Origin of the sequence: Niallia sp. FSL W8-0951 (assembly GCF_038006525.1) — a bacterium.
GTDB lineage: Bacteria > Bacillota > Bacilli > Bacillales > Cytobacillaceae > Niallia > Niallia circulans.
Genome location: NZ_JBBOVK010000001.1, coordinates 1,182,943 through 1,201,227, shown reverse-complemented (window position 1 = coordinate 1,201,227; position 18,285 = coordinate 1,182,943). Strand labels below are relative to the sequence as shown.

The 18,285-nt window shown below is 34.4% G+C and carries 13 protein-coding genes; 3 read left to right on the top strand and 10 right to left on the bottom strand.

The window, feature by feature from the left end; genetic code table 11:
• Positions 1 to 108 precede the first annotated feature (108 nt).
• Positions 109 to 3,462: an SCO7613 C-terminal domain-containing membrane protein gene (locus NSS71_RS05635; protein ID WP_341151356.1), complete on the bottom strand. Its 3,354-nt coding sequence runs from the start codon at positions 3,460 to 3,462 to the stop codon at positions 109 to 111.
• A 161-nt stretch (positions 3,463 to 3,623) separates the two neighbouring features.
• Here NSS71_RS05635 and NSS71_RS05630 point away from each other — a divergent pair, with 161 nt between their 5' ends.
• On the top strand, positions 3,624 to 5,003 hold the full coding sequence (locus NSS71_RS05630; protein ID WP_418789663.1) for a dipeptidase: 1,380 nt from the start codon (positions 3,624 to 3,626) through the stop codon (positions 5,001 to 5,003).
• Positions 5,004 to 5,117: 114 nt separating this feature from the next.
• On the opposite strand, the gene helD is transcribed toward NSS71_RS05630, so the two are convergent.
• Positions 5,118 to 7,436, bottom strand: a complete 2,319-nt coding sequence (gene helD, locus NSS71_RS05625; protein ID WP_047943493.1) for an RNA polymerase recycling motor HelD — start codon at positions 7,434 to 7,436, stop codon at positions 5,118 to 5,120.
• A 463-nt stretch (positions 7,437 to 7,899) separates the two neighbouring features.
• A complete protein-coding gene (locus NSS71_RS05620; RefSeq protein WP_341151355.1) occupies positions 7,900 to 9,861 on the bottom strand; it encodes an LTA synthase family protein in 1,962 nt (653 codons plus the stop codon).
• Positions 9,862 to 10,341: 480 nt separating this feature from the next.
• Between NSS71_RS05620 and NSS71_RS05615 the strand changes: the two genes are divergently transcribed.
• A complete protein-coding gene (locus tag NSS71_RS05615; protein WP_047943491.1) occupies positions 10,342 to 11,388 on the top strand; it encodes a M42 family metallopeptidase in 1,047 nt (348 codons plus the stop codon).
• Between the two features lie 154 nt (positions 11,389 to 11,542).
• Here NSS71_RS05615 and NSS71_RS05610 read toward each other — a convergent pair whose 3' ends face one another.
• The 7 genes from NSS71_RS05610 to NSS71_RS05580 all read right to left on the bottom strand — a co-directional run bounded on the left by NSS71_RS05610 (position 11,543) and on the right by NSS71_RS05580 (position 17,800).
• A complete protein-coding gene (locus NSS71_RS05610) occupies positions 11,543 to 12,082 on the bottom strand; it encodes a M15 family metallopeptidase (protein WP_061798962.1) in 540 nt (179 codons plus the stop codon).
• Between the two features lie 56 nt (positions 12,083 to 12,138).
• Complete coding sequence (locus tag NSS71_RS05605; protein ID WP_251687198.1) at positions 12,139 to 15,279, bottom strand: AAA family ATPase; 3,141 nt, start codon at positions 15,277 to 15,279, stop codon at positions 12,139 to 12,141.
• The gene (locus tag NSS71_RS05600; protein WP_047943488.1) at positions 15,276 to 16,421 is read right to left on the bottom strand and encodes an exonuclease SbcCD subunit D; all 1,146 of its coding nucleotides are present in this window, start codon (positions 16,419 to 16,421) and stop codon (positions 15,276 to 15,278) included. The genes NSS71_RS05605 and NSS71_RS05600 overlap by 4 nt, the downstream gene beginning before the upstream one ends.
• Before the next feature lie 231 nt (positions 16,422 to 16,652).
• Positions 16,653 to 16,853, bottom strand: a complete 201-nt coding sequence (locus NSS71_RS05595; protein WP_031537602.1) for a cold-shock protein — start codon at positions 16,851 to 16,853, stop codon at positions 16,653 to 16,655.
• A 230-nt stretch (positions 16,854 to 17,083) separates the two neighbouring features.
• Entirely contained in the window at positions 17,084 to 17,221 is a 138-nt protein-coding gene (locus NSS71_RS05590; RefSeq protein WP_047943487.1) for a YvrJ family protein, read from the bottom strand.
• Between the two features lie 93 nt (positions 17,222 to 17,314).
• Positions 17,315 to 17,530, bottom strand: coding sequence for a DUF2922 domain-containing protein (locus NSS71_RS05585; protein ID WP_047943486.1), 216 nt, complete (start codon positions 17,528 to 17,530; stop codon positions 17,315 to 17,317).
• 42 nt (positions 17,531 to 17,572) lie between these two features.
• Positions 17,573 to 17,800, bottom strand: a complete 228-nt coding sequence (locus tag NSS71_RS05580) for a DUF1659 domain-containing protein (protein WP_047943485.1) — start codon at positions 17,798 to 17,800, stop codon at positions 17,573 to 17,575.
• Between the two features lie 170 nt (positions 17,801 to 17,970).
• Here NSS71_RS05580 and NSS71_RS05575 point away from each other — a divergent pair, with 170 nt between their 5' ends.
• Complete coding sequence (locus tag NSS71_RS05575; protein WP_047943484.1) at positions 17,971 to 18,234, top strand: phage holin family protein; 264 nt, start codon at positions 17,971 to 17,973, stop codon at positions 18,232 to 18,234.
• Positions 18,235 to 18,285 lie beyond the last annotated feature (51 nt).

Genomic DNA, 18,285 nt, shown 5'->3' with positions numbered 1-18,285 from the left:
CTGGTTAGAGCGATTTTTACATATGAATGTGCCACAAGCTTATTATATCCCAAACAAATCACACGAAGGTTAAAGTGAACCTTCGTGTGATCATGCGGAAATTCCAGGCTATTTCCAAGTCTTTAAAAACACCCTTATTCTATTTTTCCATAAAAGGATTTTTGTAAATATTTTTGGTTGTTTTCCTTGCTTTTGCATTTCATACATACTTGCAATGGTAATTAGAATTGTTCCAGCAATTAATAAATATACCCACCAAGGAAAATTACCCCAATATGGTCTAGTTTGCAATAATACATTTAATATTAATACACCAATGCCAACAAAGAAATAAGATTTATAGCGGAAATAAAATCCTGATAAAATGGATATTACTGCAAGCACACCCAAAATGATGGCATCATAGATAGTATGAGAAAGATAGCCATCCATCGCTAAAAGCAAGGCCGAAATGGTTACGACACCCCATTCAATCTTCCTTAATAGTCCCGACGCATGCTTGACGATTTTCTTTGCGGCAACCATAACGACAAGTACTGGTAACACCTTTAGCTCTGTCTCGATATATTTCTGGATAGAAATAATTGATAGCATAGAATAATATGGCAACATGAGTGTAACCAAGCCGATAAGTTGAGGTACCCATTGAATTTCTTTCCCCACCCTATTTTTCTGGATAAAAACTAGCAATGCGAGTAACACTCCCGGAATAACAATATCCCACTTTAAATTTGTTTCTATTGCGTATAAAGAGAAAATGGTAAGAAAACTTGCTAGGAAATAAAAATCAATCCACTTTTCTCCTTCTTCCTGCCACTTTGTAATGACTGGATATACAATAGTGCTAATAAGCATAAATATAACACCCCAAACCAGCGTAAAAAGATACCGGTCGATTGGCAGAAAGTCATGCATGAATACTTCATTATTCATAAATAGGAAAACTATTCCAATAAACGAGACAAGATATAGTTTTTCTAGATGGATAACAAGTAGCAGGAGTACAATATATAGAAGGATGACGATGTAAGTAATAATGGTAAAAGGTGAGGCAAACATCCAATATATTATCCCAACTGAACTAAATGGTAAGAAAAAGAAAACAAGTTCTTTCTTTTCTTTTTTCAGAAAATATATCCCGAACAACGCCATCGACATTACCATAAATGCGAGACTATAAGCGTTCCCTCCTGCAAAGCCAAAAGGAAGAGCGGCCGCTAAAAAGAAATAACTAGATAGATAGCTCCCATATCGAAATACCATTTTCACATATTTATTAGCAACTAAATAGACACTTATACTATAAGCAATAAATAAATAGATAAACGGAAGAAAGGAATCATTTTCTATCATTAACCGATCAATGATAATACTTCCGAGAATATAAATATGGGAAATCGTGAGAAATGGAAGCTTGAAAGATGTGTTTTTTAATCCTAAACCCATCATAAACATACCCATCCAGCCATACTTCATAAGTAGTTCAAAAGAAAGCGTATCTGTGTTCCAAATAGAACCTACAAGACTGAAATAGCTAATCAAACTAACGATCCCAATTAACCAGGCAATAAGGATATTTTTTATTTTTCGATACAAATCATAAAAAATAATAATTGATGCTAAATATACACCAGTAGTCACCCATTTATTTAGTGTGAAATATTCCAAAATTAATAGCAACCCAAATCCGTACATGATTTGCCCAATGAAATAGCCGTTTCTTCCCATATTCTTATCCGCTTTTTCATATAAATTACCTGTTAAGATGGTAAAGACACTTCCTAATGCAATCGACAATGGATGGCCTTGCTCTTGGATAAAACGGAAGGATTCTGCTGTTGTAAAATAAACACCAAAAACAGTAAACGGAATTATATAGGAAAGAAGTTGCTGCTGCGTTTTATTTTTTATGAAACGACTGCCGCTATATAGACTTAGGGCAATTCCTGCTATCATAAAAGGTATATACCATTTCCCTAAAAAGATTGCTGTTGATAAAAAGGCTATTAGTACCATCCAGGCAATATTATAAATGGCAGATGGCTTTCTAATATCCTGTAATGGATGCCATTTATTAAAAATACCTAACAAAAATAAAAGCCCTATATTAATCCCGTAGCTAACAAGGAAAAAACTGTCGGGATCTTTTATTAATGGAACTAACAGAGCAGCATTCCATAACGCCAGGTTGATAAAGAGAACTGGCAAATAACGAATAATTACATATGTCAGCCTTTTTGCTAAAAGGATGAATTCTACAGCCAGTAAGAGATACGCAAACACTAAATACAAACTTCCAGCGAGAAACAGTTCCCAATAAAAAAGAATGGTTACGAAAAATGTAGCTAAAGCAATGACAAAGCTTGTAAACTCCCAAACTTTCCCCCACTCTATCTTTCCTTCTAAGATAAAAACAAAAGAAAGAAGGAAAATACTAAAGCAAGCAAAGGCTATTGGCAATAAGTCTTCTAAAATTGGATAGGTAAAAATTCGATAAAGCCCAAAGGCTATAGCGATAGTTATGTAAAAATGATCATGCTTTCGTTTCGTTAATGCTACGGTCATCATAAATAGACTGCTGATTATCAAATAGTAAAAGCCATTTATCACACTGCTCTCAAACAAAAAAGTCATAAATAAAGCAGTTAAGATTAATTGAACTTGAACAATGGGTGTGAGTTCCTTCTGAAAATATTGAATCCATTTCATGTGCTGATACTTTAATAAAACATAGATGGTTATAAATTGATAGATGATCATAAAGAAGAAGAATCCATCTAGTGCTAATGGTAAAAAAGCAAGCAGAAAGGCAATCGTTCCAGTGATGGTCCCAATCGTTAGTATTTTATAAAGACGGGACTTTAAATAAACCGCTAGAGCTGCATATATAGGGAATAATACGAAACCAGCTATTACTCCTAATAAGAAACGTCCCTCGCCATACATAGAAAGATAGTCCCCTGCTAGCTGAAAAAAGCTTATTGACAAAAATCCTATTGGAAGAAAAAGACTCCCCAGGAGAAAGAAAGCAAAGGCTGTATGGTCGATCTTTATTATTTTTTTCGATAACATGGCAAAACCAAAAAATAAGATCGAAACAAAGAAAATAGATACTGCCTTCAACCAACCGGGCATAGAGTCCCAATTACTAGTTGCAACCACTAATCCACCTATTAATAATAGAAAAACTCCTAAATAAAGTAACACCCCTATATTTCGTTCGCGCAGCTGTTCTGGAGTATGTTGTTTCTTTTGTATGGAAGGCTGCTTTTTCTTTTCTTTTTTCTCCATTACTTTTACTTTTACTTTTTCTTCTTTTTCTCCATTTTCTTTTATCGTCTCGTCCTCTAAATACTTTTGGAAACCAGACTTAATATCGGTATAACTCGTTTCTGTTATATATTCCTTCGAATACAATGATTCTACCATCCGATTAAAAAAAATAATCATATTTTTTTGCATTGTATGCATCCTTTCTATAAACACATGCGTTTCATACCTTTTAAACTAATAGTGTAATTTTACAACGAAGTTATTTATTTTTCAATATATTTTATTTTCAAAAAAAGAGGATATTCTTCTTATATAGCGAATTTATTTTCCATATCGAAATAATTGGAGGAATGGATAGAATGGATGTTATTCAACAATATTTAAAAGAAAAAAGAAAAGACCACTTAGAGGAATTATTTTCCTTTTTATCATTAGAAAGTATTAGTGCCCTTCCAGAACATAAAAAAGATATAGATAGAACCGCAGAATGGTTAGTGAACGCTTTAACAAAAGCTGGATTAGAGAATGCTGCCATTCATCAAACAAGCGGCAATCCTGTCGTTTATGCAGATTGGCTGCATGAGGAAGGGAAGCCGACCGTATTGGTGTATGGACATTATGATGTTCAGCCAGTTGATCCCCTTGAATTATGGGAATCTCCTCCTTTCGCACCTGAAATTCGCAACGAAAAGCTTTATGCTAGAGGAGCCAGTGATGATAAAGGCCAAGTTTTTATGCATATTAAAGCAATCGAAGCAATTCTTAAAACGACAGGTTCTTTACCAGTAAATATTAAATTCTGCATCGAAGGAGAAGAGGAAATTGGCAGTCCAGCTTTGCCGTCTTTTGTAGAAGCAAATAAGAAGTTATTAAGTGCCGATGTCATCGTTATTTCAGATACAGGGATGATGGAAGAAGGAAAACCAACGATTTGCTATGGTTTAAGAGGATTATGCGGGATGGAAATCCATGTGAAAGGCCCAAAAAGCGATCTGCATTCTGGGTTATTTGGAGGAGCAATTCACAATCCTATTACTGCTTTAAGCCACCTCTTAGCAAGTTTTCATGACGATAATGGAGTCATTTCTGTGGAAGGCTTTTATGATCGGGTAATTTCTTTAACAAGGGAGGAAAAAGATGCTTTTGCAGCATTGGAAATCACAGATGAATCAATTATCGAACAAACCGGCTCTCCTTCCCTATTTGGAGAAACAGAGTTCACTACTTTAGAAAGACTTTGGGTACGCCCAACCCTTGAGATAAATGGAATTAAAGGTGGATTTCAAGGAACTGGCGTCAAAACAGTTATCCCTTCTGAAGCGAGTGCAAAAATAACATGTAGACTAGTTCCAGCGCAAGATCCAGATGAAATCGTTGCTTTATTAAAGAAACATATTGAAAAGCATAAGCCAAAAGGAGTGGATGTAACAGTTCAATTATTTGACAAAGGCAATCCCTATGTTACTCCCTTTGATCACAAAGCTATTCAGGCCGCTGGAAGAGCGTATGAAAAAGTATATAAAGTACCTACTTCCTATACACGAGGCGGAGGATCTATTCCTATCGTAGCAGCTTTTGATCAAATTTTACATTTACCAGTTGTCTTAATGGGATTCGGCTTACCAGATGAAAACTTCCATGCTCCAAATGAACATTTTCATCTCAAAAACTATGACAAAGGATTAGAAACAATCTGTCATTACTGGTTCGATCTGGCAGAGGTGTGGTGAAAATAGCGAACTAACACTAAATATCAAAACAGCTCCCATCCCCTTGCTTTTTTAAAGGATAATCCTCCACTAGCATGGATAATGGGAGCTGCTTTATTTAAACTACCAATTTAGCTAATTAATTTCCAACCCTTCGTAGGTTGTATGGTCTATTTTCTCAAAATACTCATTTTGTTTTCCGTTTTCGATATACATAGTCAGTTCATGCATTGCTCTTGTACAAGCTGTGTAAAATAATTCTTTCTCTAATTCGCCTTCATAACTAGAAGCATTATAAAGGATAACTCCATCAAACTCAATTCCTTTTGCTAAATAGGCCGGTATGACAGATACACCTTTTTCATAAGAAGTTGTTCCTTTTTGAATAAAACGAACATCCACTTTTGCTTTAAGTCGTTTATATACTTCCTTACTTTCTTCAATTGTTTTGCAAATGATCGCAATTGTTTTATGGCCTTTTTCCTTCCACTCTTCCATTCGCTTTTGGATGTCCTTTATTTTCTTATCCCCATTTGCCACATTTACGACTGTAGGTTTTTCACCATGGCGATTAAATGGTTCAATTAAATCTCCATTTACAGTCAAGCCTCTTGTAAACTCTATTATTTCCTTTGTTGAACGATAACTTTTCATTAACTCTATTCGTTCTACTTCTCCGCTCTCTTCATTCCTAACAATCTCATTGTGATGATGCGCATAAATAGCTTGGTTAATATCCCCTAAAAGAGTCATTTTACTATATGGAAATAGTTCCTTCAAATAGTTAATTTGGAAATCAGAATAGTCTTGTGCTTCATCAATAAATACTTGGCGAATACCAGACGTAGATTTTTTCCCTTCTAGTTTATCTTTTAGGTAGGCAAAAGGAGTTCCATCTTCATACGCCAGAAAGCTTCGATTGAGATTAGCAATCGTTTGTGTTCCTATCGTTTGCCACTCTTTCTCTGTTAACTCTTTAGGACAAGATAAATGAAAAATGTTTTTGTAGATTGATGCAATATCAATAAATCGCATTTTTTTTATGGAAGCATAAATTGATTTAAAATATCGATTTACAATAAACTTACGTAAAAACTTTTCCTCTTCCTCGAAATAAGCAAACTCTTGCTCTTTCCCATTTTTCATTTCAGATGCATGGTATGCTTCTAAATATTCCTCTTTATCTAGCAGCTGAATTTCTTCCTCCACCCAAGGCTGCTTTCTTTCTACTTTAGCATGTTTTTTCATTTCTTTTTGTGCCCATTCAATTAATAATTGCATTCGATTGGGAATCGTGATAGTGCTATCCATTTCGTAAAATTTCCTCGTCAGTTCTTCACTAGAGATAAATACTTTTTTCCGAAACATAATATCCTTAAATACAATCCCATCATTCTGAAGATGTTGAAGATATTCATCGATTAGCTCTTTAAATGCAACACTACTTTTATATTGAATACTTATTAATCTTTGCGCTTTTTTTGCCTTGTCTGTTTCTGTTAACAAATACTCTAATTGAGAAAAGGAGTCTTCCACTTGATAAGGTTTGCCAATCCTTGATTGCAAATACTCATAAAAGGTGGACTGACGCATATTCTCTTCTCCCAGCTCTGGCAGTACAGTGGAAACATAACTATTAAATAATGGGTTGGGCGAAAATAGCATAATATTATCCGATTTTAATGTATCTCGGTGTTTATATAATAAATAGGCAACTCGTTGCAAAGCAGCGGAAGTTTTCCCACTTCCAGCAACTCCTTGGACAAGCAAGTATTTACTTTTATCATTTCGAATAATTTGATTTTGTTCCTTTTGGATAGTAGCAACAATTGATTTCATCATGGAGCTGGCATTATTACCAAGCACCTCTAGTAATAACTCATCTCCAATAGTAACACCAGTATCAAATAAGCTAATTAGCTTTCCATCACGGATAATAAATTGTCTTTTTAATAATAATTCCCCATCAACTTTACCACCTGGTGTTTGATAAGACGCTGGTCCTGGTGAATAATCATAATAAACACTAGAAATTGGCGCCCTCCAATCATATATGTAAAACTCTTCATTCTTTTTATCCATGAACGAACGTATGCCAATATATACCGGTTCAGTTTCCTCCCCCTCTTCCTTAAAATCTATCCTACCAAAGTAAGGAGAATCCTTTAATTTATGAAGAACCTTTTGCTGTTTATGGATCTGTCCATATGTTCGCTCACGCTCACCAAGTAGCTCTGCTTGCTGCTTAATACTTGTAAATGTTTCAATGACATCATCTGGTTCATCTAAGTTTACAGTAACATCTTCCCAGAAACTAGAACGCAGCTGGCTTACATCACCGCCAATATGGTTAATATCAGTTTCTAATACTGTTAGCTTCTCTTCAATTTGTTGACGAACAAAATCTATTCGCTTTTGTTCCTGGTCTTTTTCTAGTTCTTCTTTATTGTTCATAGTGTCTCCACCCCTAATCAATTATCTTGACAAGCAGAATCATTTTGTGATATCATTAATATAGAAATAATATAATCTTTTCTAAAAATGAATTCACTAACAGATTCATTTATTTTAACATATCTATCAACAAATTACCATTATTATAAGAATAGACATCCCATATCCTTTACGGATATGGGATTTATTATGTGTTTAGTTATATTTTTGCCATGTTCTTTTTGATTGAAACCTAATCCCTTCTCTCATTTTTAAACAGTGAGAGAAAATGACCTCCTGCATGGTCACAAAATCTAGATAGGCCATAATCCGAATGATGATAAATAGCCTCTCCAGCATAAAGAAAATATTTCTTCCTCTAATGCCAGATAACTAGATATAGCTAAAATAATATAAAATGTCGCTATTTTATTAACAATAAAAAAGTCCCTTCCCACATACTGGAAAGAGACTTTTTAAATGCTTATTCTTCCGGTGATTCTTCTGAATCAGTCTTACTAGTATTACCTTTTATATAATTATAATCCTCACGGTTTATTGGGGTAAATCCATCTGGTTTATGGAATCGCAATAAATCCTTCATCACAATGCTATCAGATGCTTGTAGTTCAGCAGCAGCTGCTTCCGCTTGTTCTTTTCCTTTATCTGCATCCACTAACTCGCCGTTAGCATCATAATAGTTATCACCTATTTTTGTTAGTGTAGGAGAAACAAAGTCACCGTTTCTAAATGGAACTGTTTCACGATGCTGCTCAGAAAGTAAATCAGAACCAACTTGTAAATAGTCCTTTGTATCAATACCAAGAAGATGCATTAACGTTGGCATTACATCTACTTCGCCGCCGTATTTGCTTACGACATTCCCTTCAACACCTGGTACATGAATAAATAATGGTACACGTTGTAACTGCGTGTTCATAAATGGTGTGATTTCCTCTTCACCAAGTACTTGGGCCATTGCTTTATTATGATTTTCAGAAATTCCATAATGGTCACCATACATAACAATTACTGAATTATCATATAATCCTGATTCTTTAAGTTCTTTAAAGAATAAACGGATTGATTCATCTAAATAATGAGCAGATTGGAAGTAATGGTTAACAGCATTGTCACCAAAGTCACCTGCTGGGAAGTCCGTATCTCCCTCATCCATTTCAAATGGATGGTGATTAGATAGCGTAATGAACTTTGTATAGAATGGTTGCTTTAACCCTTCAAGCAGAGGCATACTCTGTTCAAAGAACGGTATATCCTTCATACCATAGTTTTTTGTATTTTCTTCTGACATATCATAATACTCTGCGTCAAAGAATTTATCATATCCAATCGTTTTATACATTTCATTACGATTCCAGAATGTTTTATAATTCCCATGAAATGCAGCGGATGTATAACCTTCCCCTTTTAGAATAGCTGGTGCTGATTGTAATGTATTTTGCGCTTTGTTTACAAAAACAGCTCCTTGGGACATTCCGTATAGAGAATTTTCCATCATAAATTCCGCATCAGATGTTTTTCCTTGTCCTGTTTGGTGGAAGAAATTATCAAAATAAAATGTATTGTCATCTTTAATGAGTGAATTTAAAAATGGTGTTACTTCTTCTCCATTTAATTTGTAATTAATAATAAAGCTTTGTAGGGACTCTAATGAAACGTAAATAACGTTTTTGCCCTTTGCAACTCCGAAGTATTTGTCATTTGGTTCTGCATAATTAGCACTAATAAAGTTTTGTACTTCCGTAATGTCGCTGCTGTCTGCCAATGCTCTTTGACTTTCCGAACGAGCATTTTGGACGATATCATATATAGTGAAGTTATATGCACCTAAATATTTCACTAAATAGTTTCTATCAAATGAACGACTTAATAATTGCGGGCGGTCTGCCTCCGCTAAACCTAAATTAATAACAAATGTCAAAATAGCTAGTGCAAAAACTGATTTTGCTGCTTTTCTATTTTTTTGTATCGTAGGTTTATATGCTTTTGTTGCAAGTAATACGATTAAAATAATAACATCAAGGAAATAAAGTATATCATAAGGTTTAAGTAACGATAAAATACTGTCACTTAATTGACCACCATTTACTTTCACCTGCATTACTACTGGAACTGTTATAAAGTCAGTAAAGAAGCGATAATAGACTATGTTTGCATATAATAAAGCTGACATTAATGCCGTATTTATCGTAATATAAATAGGCTGTGCTTTCCCTTTAACAAATAAAGCAAGTCCAATAAAGAGCAACGCAGAGCTCAATGGATTAATAAATAGTAGAAATTCCTGCATAGGCCCTTGGACACCAATGCTAAACTCTACCTTATAACCAATATACGTTTTCAACCAAAATAAAATTATGGCGATTAAAAAGAAAGAAGAATGTTTTGTTAAAAATTTGCGAAATAATTCTACTGTACCTTTCAATCCCGTTCACCTCAATTCAAATAATTAACAATTTTTAATATAATGTTTATTTTCCCTTAATAAGTGCTACCTTATCTACATATGATACTGCTCTTCCTTTTGTTCATCTCTTTATGAAGTAGCAGATGATGAAATGACGTAATCCATTATAACACATCATTTTTATAATGGTCATTTCTTTTTCTTCCTATTAATGTAAATTTTCATTAATTGGATTTCAAATCAACCCCATCTTACATTAAATGAATGAATATTGCCAGCGATATCTATATTTATACGAAAAAAAGAAAGAAAAGCACATGTTTTGTGTTTTTTCGACAAGAATGTATATTAACATTTCTTTTACAAAAAGAAAATGGTAAATACTCACAACTCTTTCTTACTACCCTAAGATTAAGTCAGTTAAACAGCGGATAAGCATATTTAATCTTTCTATTATTAATAGTATAATGATTAGGATATTAAAAGGAGGAATTCTACTTGGTACAAATTAATCAAAAAGAGTATTTCGATTTATTAGAGCAAATATTGAATGTTACAAGTCCTTCAGGTAACACAGAAACCATTATTCAATTAATGGAAAAATACTTACATAGCGCAAATATTTCAACTTATCGAAATAATAAAGGGGGATTAATTGCAACTATTCCAGGCAAAATCTCAGAAAAGCAGCGGATGCTGACTGCCCATGTTGATACACTTGGTGCTATGGTAAAAGAAATTAAAGCAAATGGTCGACTTCGCTTAGATTTAATTGGCGGATTTACGTATAACAGCATTGAAGGAGAAAATTGTGTAATTGAAACTTCTTCTGGCAAGACATATACAGGCACTATTCTCCTTCATCAAGCATCTGTTCATGTATATAAGGAAGCAAGAACTGCTGAGCGTAATCAAGCCAATATGGAAGTTAGAATTGATGAAATCGTAAAAAACCAAGAAGATGTAAAAAAACTAGGCATTTCTGTTGGCGATTTTGTTTCTTTTTATCCACGTGTGGAGATTACCCCATCTGGATTCATTAAATCAAGGCATTTAGATGATAAAGCTAGTGTGGCAATTCTGTTATTACTAATGAAAAAAATGACAGAGAATAATATCGAACTTCCGTATACAACTAATTTCCTTCTTTCCAATAATGAGGAAATTGGCTATGGAGGCAATTCCAATATTCCAACCGAAACAATCGAATATATGGCTGTTGATATGGGAGCAATGGGAGACGGACAATCTACAGACGAATATACTGTCTCCATCTGTGTGAAAGATGGTAGCGGACCATATCATTATGCCTTACGAAAACATCTTGTTCAATTAGCTGAAAAACACGAGGTTCCCTATCAACTAGATATTTATCCATATTATGGATCAGATGCATCTGCAGCAATACGATCTGGTCATGATATTAAACATGCATTAATCGGACCAGGTATCGATTCCTCTCATGCATACGAACGTACTCACTTTTCGTCTATTAAGGCAACAGGTCAATTGATTTATCATTATCTGTTAAGTGATTTAGTCTAATTTTCTATCCAACTATCAATGGGCTGTAAGACGTTCACGTTATGAGATTGTAAGGCGTCCAGATAGATAGCAGTAGTGCAACTATCCATACATAGTGGTTTCTTAATAGAAAAAAGAGGATGACATCTTTTATTATGAGTCACCCTCTTTTTTGTTATTCAGGCCTTTTCCCTTTTTGCAATTCCTCTATTGTTAAACCAAAATCCATTTGTAAATGGGGATAATCTTTAAAGTTTGCCCAATCGCCACCCCATTGAAAACCTAAAGATTTTGCTATTTCTACCACTTCTGACCAATCACTTTTGCCATTACCGTTTCCATCATATTTCATATCCCAAATAACAACTCCATTAATATCCATAAGGGCAAAATCAATAGCTAGTCCATAATTATGATATGACTGTCCCCCCTTTGCATTTGTGACAATAGAACCTTCGCTCGTTCTACCTTGCTCATATAAGCGATCCTGTTCCTCTACACTTCTGAAGTCCTCAGTGATAACTACCCGAATTCCAATATCACCAGCTTTTTTAACAAGAATATCCTTCTTCTCATTTACAACCGGGTTTAATTCAACAGGCATTGGAACATCCCTATAATCAGGCTGGTTTAATTTCCAATATAATAGAAGAATAGAGAAAAAAATCAATATAATAAATAAGCTTCTTCCATGCTTCTTTCTTTTTTTTCTCAAAATACCGCTCCCAGCTTCAAAAGTTATTATTAGGTTTTACACCAAAATGTATTTCTTTATCGTAAATATTCAAATCGGGTAGTACTTCCCGTTTGCCCAGCGATTACCTCGAGCCTGATTTCCATTCGATCTTTCAATTCTGGAACATGGGAAATCACCCCAACTAATCGACCTGAATTTTGAATGTCCATCAATGTTTCAATTGCTTGATCCAAGGATTCTGGGTCTAATGTACCGAAACCTTCGTCAATAAACATTGTTTCAAGGGAAATACCGCCAGCAAAGTTTTGCACAACATCACACAATCCTAATGCTAGGGCTAGTGAAGCTTTAAAACTTTCTCCGCCTGACAGTGTTTTTACATGTCTTTCTTGACCAGTATATTGGTCAAATACGAGTAACTCTAAACCACTTTGGACATTTCCTTTTGATCGGTCACTCTTGCGGACAAGCTGATATCGACCGCTCGTCATTTTATTTAACCTGCTATTTGCTTGAAGCAATATTTCATCCAGGAAAGAAGCTAGTACATAGCGTTCAAAAGTAATTCGCTGAGCATTTTGTCCTCGGGAAATATCATATAAGTGGCCGACAAGTTTATACTGATTTTCTAGATCCTTTACTTGTCGATTTATTTCAATCACCTGATTATATATTTCTTTATTTTCTTTCTGCTTTATTAACATATTTGTATGTTCTTCCTGCAATTTATCTGCTTCTTCAATAATTGTCTTAAGTTTGTTTTGAAGATCTTCCGTGTTCGGAATGGTAATATCTTTAAGCGTCTCTTCTAAATCCCTTAATCGATCGGAAACAGACCGACATTCTTCTCGGTAAGCTTGGACTGATGCTTTTAACTTTTCCACTTCCTTTTCCAACAATTTACTATCTGAATAAGAGCGATAGGTTGGAAATCCTTGCTTTGTCATGCTTTCTAAAAAAATCTCTCTTTCTGTCTGCAAGCTATCAGTTAGCTGTTTGATTTGTTTTTGTACGCTTTCAAACCGAACGGATTCTTTTTGCCAATTTTCTTTCGTCATCTGTACTTTTTCTTGCGCTAACTTAAATTGAGCTTCTAACTTCTCTAACTGAAGCGAACTTTCCTTCCATACTGTTTTATACTGTGATAGAACACGCAGTTCAGCTGGAATGACATCTTTCATATTTTTCCATGTCGTATTATGTTCCGTATATTGGATAGTAGTATCTCGCATCGCTACTGCAATTTTTTCAAGCTCAGATTGCAATTCCTGATACTCGCGCTCAGCACTAACAAGAGATTGTTCCATCTTATCTCTTTCTGTCAATTGTTCCTCAAGTCTCTTCTGTTCGGTCTCAATTCTGTGAAGTTCGCTTTTAATCGTATTTACTGCTATCGTACTCTCTTCATTAGTAAAAGCTGGGTAAACATCTTTCACTTTCATTAGCTTATTTTGGGCATCTTCCGCTAATAATTTCCATTGCGTATTTGCTTCAAGCCAAGCCGCTTCTGCTTTTGCTTTTTCCTTTTCTATTGCTTCAAAATCCTTTTTCGCATTCTTACGGTCTTCCTCCGTCGCATTATCATCGTGATTCCTATTTATTGCCGGATCAGGATGATGAACACTTCCACATACCGGACAAGCCTCATCTTGCTTTAAGCTGCTCGCTAAAATAGATGATTGATTAATAAGCCATTTTTTTTCTAGCTCTTCTACTAATCCTTTTGCATCTTCTACTCTTCTTAATGTATTATCTAGCAATTTTTTCTTTGCTTCTGCATCTGCCTTTTGTCTCATCCCGCGATTAAGTACTTCTAAATAATCATTCATTTTCTCTAAAATAGATTGTAAATTCCGAAGCTTGTCTTTGTTTTCTAGCAGCATTTCCTTTATCCCGTCTAACTGCTTTAAACGTTCTTTCATATTTTGTATCCTTACTTCTTTCTCTTTTCGTTGAGTTTGAAGTAATTTTTCCTTGTCACCTATACTATCTAAATCTTTTTTTATCGTTCTTAGTTTTCCTTCTACTTCCGCGAAACGAAAGACATCCTTCTCCATATTTTTTAAATCGACAAGATAGTCAGCTAACTGTTTACGTTCTACTTCTTTGTCAACCTCTTGTTTAAGTTGTTTTTCTGCCTCCGTTAATTGAATATTAAGCTTTTCCAAGTTGAATTGAATTGTTTTCTCTTCCAAATTTCTGTCATCGATTTGTTTTTTTAAATGGTGGCAAATTTCTTCCTGCTGGGCAAGAAGTGCTGCTTTTTGCGCCTTATTAATTTTATTTTCTTTTTCTGTATATTCCTTCTGTTGACTATTTAGTTCATTTAAACGAGCAGCAAGCTCTTCTTTAAGCTTTGTTTGTTTTAATATAGATTCCGCTTCATATAAATGTTGCTTCAAACTATCTCGTTCTTTGTTTTTTCGGTCCAATTTTTTCTGTATTTTTTCTATCTCTGCTCCCATTAATACAATTTCCTGTTCTAACAGGGGAAGAATCGCCACATCATTTTCTCGATCTGATTCCAATTGAGTGATGAGATCCTGATGATAAACTGCCGTTATTTTCGATAAAGCATTAGTACGTAACAGGACTTTTTGTTCCACTTCTTTTTTTAGTGCTTGTGCTTGTTCCCTTAATTTCTCTTCAATCCGCTTATACATTTCCGTATGGAATAATCGCTGTAATATATTTTCTTTTTCTTTGCTATCGGAAGTAAGTAATCTACGAAATTCTCCTTGCGGGATCATGAGAATTTGCCGAAACTGATTGCTGTCAATTTGCATAATCTCCCTAACTTTTTCATCGACATCACGGATAGAGGAGGCAACAAGTTGTTCATTTCCCTCTGCATCAAACGTATATAATTCTGCCTTAGCACCGATAGTTGTATATCCATCTCCTCTTTCCTTTTTCTTCTCTTGCTGAGGTGATCTTGTAATTAAATATCGCTTTTCTTTTAACTTAAATTCAAAACTGACTTCTGTTAACAAGGAGTCTTCAGCAAACTGGCTTCTTAATTCTGGACCATTGCGGTCTTCTCCACTTGCTTTCCCGTATATCGCATAACTAATTCCGTCAAAAATCGTTGTTTTCCCAGATCCAGTTTTTCCAGAAATAACAAACATAGTACGATTTCCTAAAACAGTAAAATCAATGACTTCTTTTCGTGCATATGGTCCAAATGCTTGCATCGTTAGCTTTAACGGTCTCATTTAGCACCCTCCTCTCTTAGAACCTGATTAATAACCGAAGTCATCCATTCCTGTTTTTCTTGCGTAAAATCAGCTGTTGTCATTTCTTCATAAAAAGAAGCAAATAACTCTAGTTCGTTTTTTTGAACTTCTTTTTGAACTTGTAAAATACTCTTTTCTTTCCGGTCTTTGTTTTCTATTTTTCTTTCTAAATGAAGGACATTCGGATAGACTTGTCGTAATTTTTGTATCGGATCAAGAATTGCCCCTTCATCAAGTAATGTAATTTTTAGATAATCATCTACTTTTTGCTGCTGATAATAGGAAACGTCTAGCAATTCTTCTAAGTGGCCTTCTAATTCTCGCATATCTCTTTTCGGCATAAGCGTTTGATAATTTTGTGTGAAATTCCCTTTTTCATCTATTTCAATAATAGATACTGACTTCTTTTGATTTGCCTCGGAAAAAGAGTATTTCATTAGTGATCCTGAGTACTTTACAGTTGGATGATGAATAGCATCTGGACTATGTAAATGACCCAATGCTGTATAAGAGAAGGGCGCAAATAATTCCGCACCGACACATCCAGATCCGCCTACAGATAATATTCTCTCAGAATCTGTTGTTTTTCCGCCAAGTACAAAACTATGCCCTATGAATACATTTGGCTCATTTACATTTAAATTACTTTCAATCTTGCCGATGATTGCTTTCATAGCATCATGATGATTAAGGATAGTATCGTCCGCTAATAATTTTCTTACCACTACTGGCTCACAGTATGGCACTAAATAAAAATTCACTCCCGAAAATGAAATCGGAATAAAGCTATTTTCTATTTTACCGTTTAAATAAAAACGATTCTTCTGATACCAAGAGCTACCAAAAGATAATCTTTCTGCACTATCATGATTACCGGAAATAGCAAGAATCGGAGTATTTAACTCGACATTAATAAAATATAATACTTCATCCAATAGATTCACTGCATCAGTCGGAGGAATCGAGCGATCATATAAATCACCAGCAATAATAACTGCATCTGGTTTTTCTTTCTCCACTAGTTCCATAAATTGTGCTAGCATAAATCTTTGGTCCTCTGTCATGTATAAACCATGCACTAATTTTCCTAAATGCCAATCGGCTGTATGAATAAATTTCATCACATTCACCTCTATGTTTGAAAAAACTACTTACACTTTTTTTGTATATTCATTATAAATAAAAGAATATATTCTTTTATTATAACAAACTATGAAAAGATGAGGATGTGGGAGAAGGAGTAAATCAATTATTTCTATAAAAGGAGTCATTATTCGTTTGACAGATTATCAAAAGAAAAAGGCCAAACCAATTTTTTGGTCTGACCTTTTATATATGAAGAATAGCTATCCTTATATTTTAGTAACGTTAGCTGCTTGAGGTCCACGAGCACCTTCAACAACTTCAAATGATACGTCTTGGCCTTCTTCTAGAGATTTAAAGCCTTCTACTTGAATCGCTGAGTAGTGTACAAATACGTCATTGCCATCTTCAGCTTCAATGAATCCAAACCCTTTTTCTGCATTAAACCATTTTACTTTACCGTTTTTCATGTAAAAAAATCCTCCTAAAAAAGCTTGCTAGCTTCATCTTTAAATTACCATTTTCACGCATAAGCATTTGGCTATTAATCTCTCATTTTAAGTTGTTGATTGAATAAATAACATACTAAATACGTCAATAACGGTTAATGTAAATTTAACATTTTTAACTATTATTGTCAATAGAAAACCCTTTCATTTTTCGGATAATTATAATTTCGGGTCATTTTTTAAGCGATTTACTACTTTTTGATTAATTCTGGTAAACTCTGAATAGATTTTATCATTATATCTAGCTTTGTTTCGATACGATTCAGCAGATAAAAGCTGATAACTATCGGAAACCCTACTTGGCTTATAAATGATATAACCTCATCCACTCTGAACGCCTCCCAATAAAGTTACCTATTACGTTTTAGGTGTATCAATTATTCCCAGCGTAATAGGTAAACTGTTAACTTGCTATTTATACGTTAAATTTCATAATCTGTAATCTTTCTTTCCACTAGTCGAATTCCTTTTACCGCCGTTAAATCACCGTTATTTGAAGTAAAAACTTTGGATGCAATAATACTTTGCATGACAGATAATATTTCTTCAGACTTAACTGGTTCAATCGGACTTTCAAGGGATAATTTTGAACTTTTACCATTATTCGTTTCAAATGTTATCTCTAGTGTTTTTGCCATTATGATTTCTCCTTTCTATTTTTTTCTCTAATGTGTAAATCACTAAGCTTCTACTTCTACAATTTCTGAAATATCATTTCGTTCAACTGAATATAAAGAATAGGTCACTAATGATGCCAGTCCTTGTGCAGCTGCGTAAATTTGTTCTGGAGTAGCTGTTTCATTTAAATTTCTAAACGTCTTTATTACAAGATTCGGATCCCCATTTTCTTTCATCCCATTTAGAAAAGCCAACTTTAAACTTGCTTCATTCCAAAGTGCCTGTGCCATTGCCTCTCACCTCCTTTCAACTATTACATAGAGAGAAAAAGACAAAAAGGACAGTTGTTTTTTTACAAGCATGCTAATAGTACTTTCTGAAATGAGAATGGTTATGTAAACAATCAGATTTTCTCATCAGTGCATATGATAATCATGTAAAATAAAGGAGGGAAGATACTTTGGAATGGTTACAGGGTTTTCTACTAGAACATTATTATATATTAGTACCAGTCCTATGGATTATTGGCTATGCGCTTAAACAAACCCCCATTATCTCTGATTGGTTGATCATTTGGATTCTTCTTCTAACCTCCATTTCCTTAGCTGCTTTTGCTTATGGAATGACATTTGAAGCTATAACAAATGGAATTATCGCAACAGGCGTATCTGTATTTGGACACCAGCTTGTAAAACAGACGATTTTTAAAGATAAATCCAAATAGTAATGATGACAAATTAAAGTAGGACTGCTCGATGAAGGATCTATCACGATA

Excerpts from the sequence above, each read along its gene's own strand:
- NSS71_RS05635 (WP_341151356.1), bottom strand. The coding sequence starts at position 3,462 with ATGCAAAAAAATATGATTATTTTTTTTAATCGGATGGTAGAATCATTG.
- NSS71_RS05600 (WP_047943488.1), bottom strand. The coding sequence starts at position 16,421 with ATGAAATTTATTCATACAGCCGATTGGCATTTAGGAAAATTAGTGCAT.
- NSS71_RS05585 (WP_047943486.1), bottom strand. The coding sequence starts at position 17,530 with ATGGCAAAAACACTAGAGATAACATTTGAAACGAATAATGGTAAAAGT.
- NSS71_RS05605 (WP_251687198.1), bottom strand. The coding sequence starts at position 15,279 with ATGAGACCGTTAAAGCTAACGATGCAAGCATTTGGACCATATGCACGA.
- helD (WP_047943493.1), bottom strand. The coding sequence starts at position 7,436 with ATGAACAATAAAGAAGAACTAGAAAAAGACCAGGAACAAAAGCGAATA.
- NSS71_RS05595 (WP_031537602.1), bottom strand. The coding sequence starts at position 16,853 with ATGAAAAACGGTAAAGTAAAATGGTTTAATGCAGAAAAAGGGTTTGGA.
- NSS71_RS05630 (WP_418789663.1), top strand. The coding sequence starts at position 3,624 with ATGGATAGAATGGATGTTATTCAACAATATTTAAAAGAAAAAAGAAAA.
- NSS71_RS05580 (WP_047943485.1), bottom strand. The coding sequence starts at position 17,800 with ATGGCACAGGCACTTTGGAATGAAGCAAGTTTAAAGTTGGCTTTTCTA.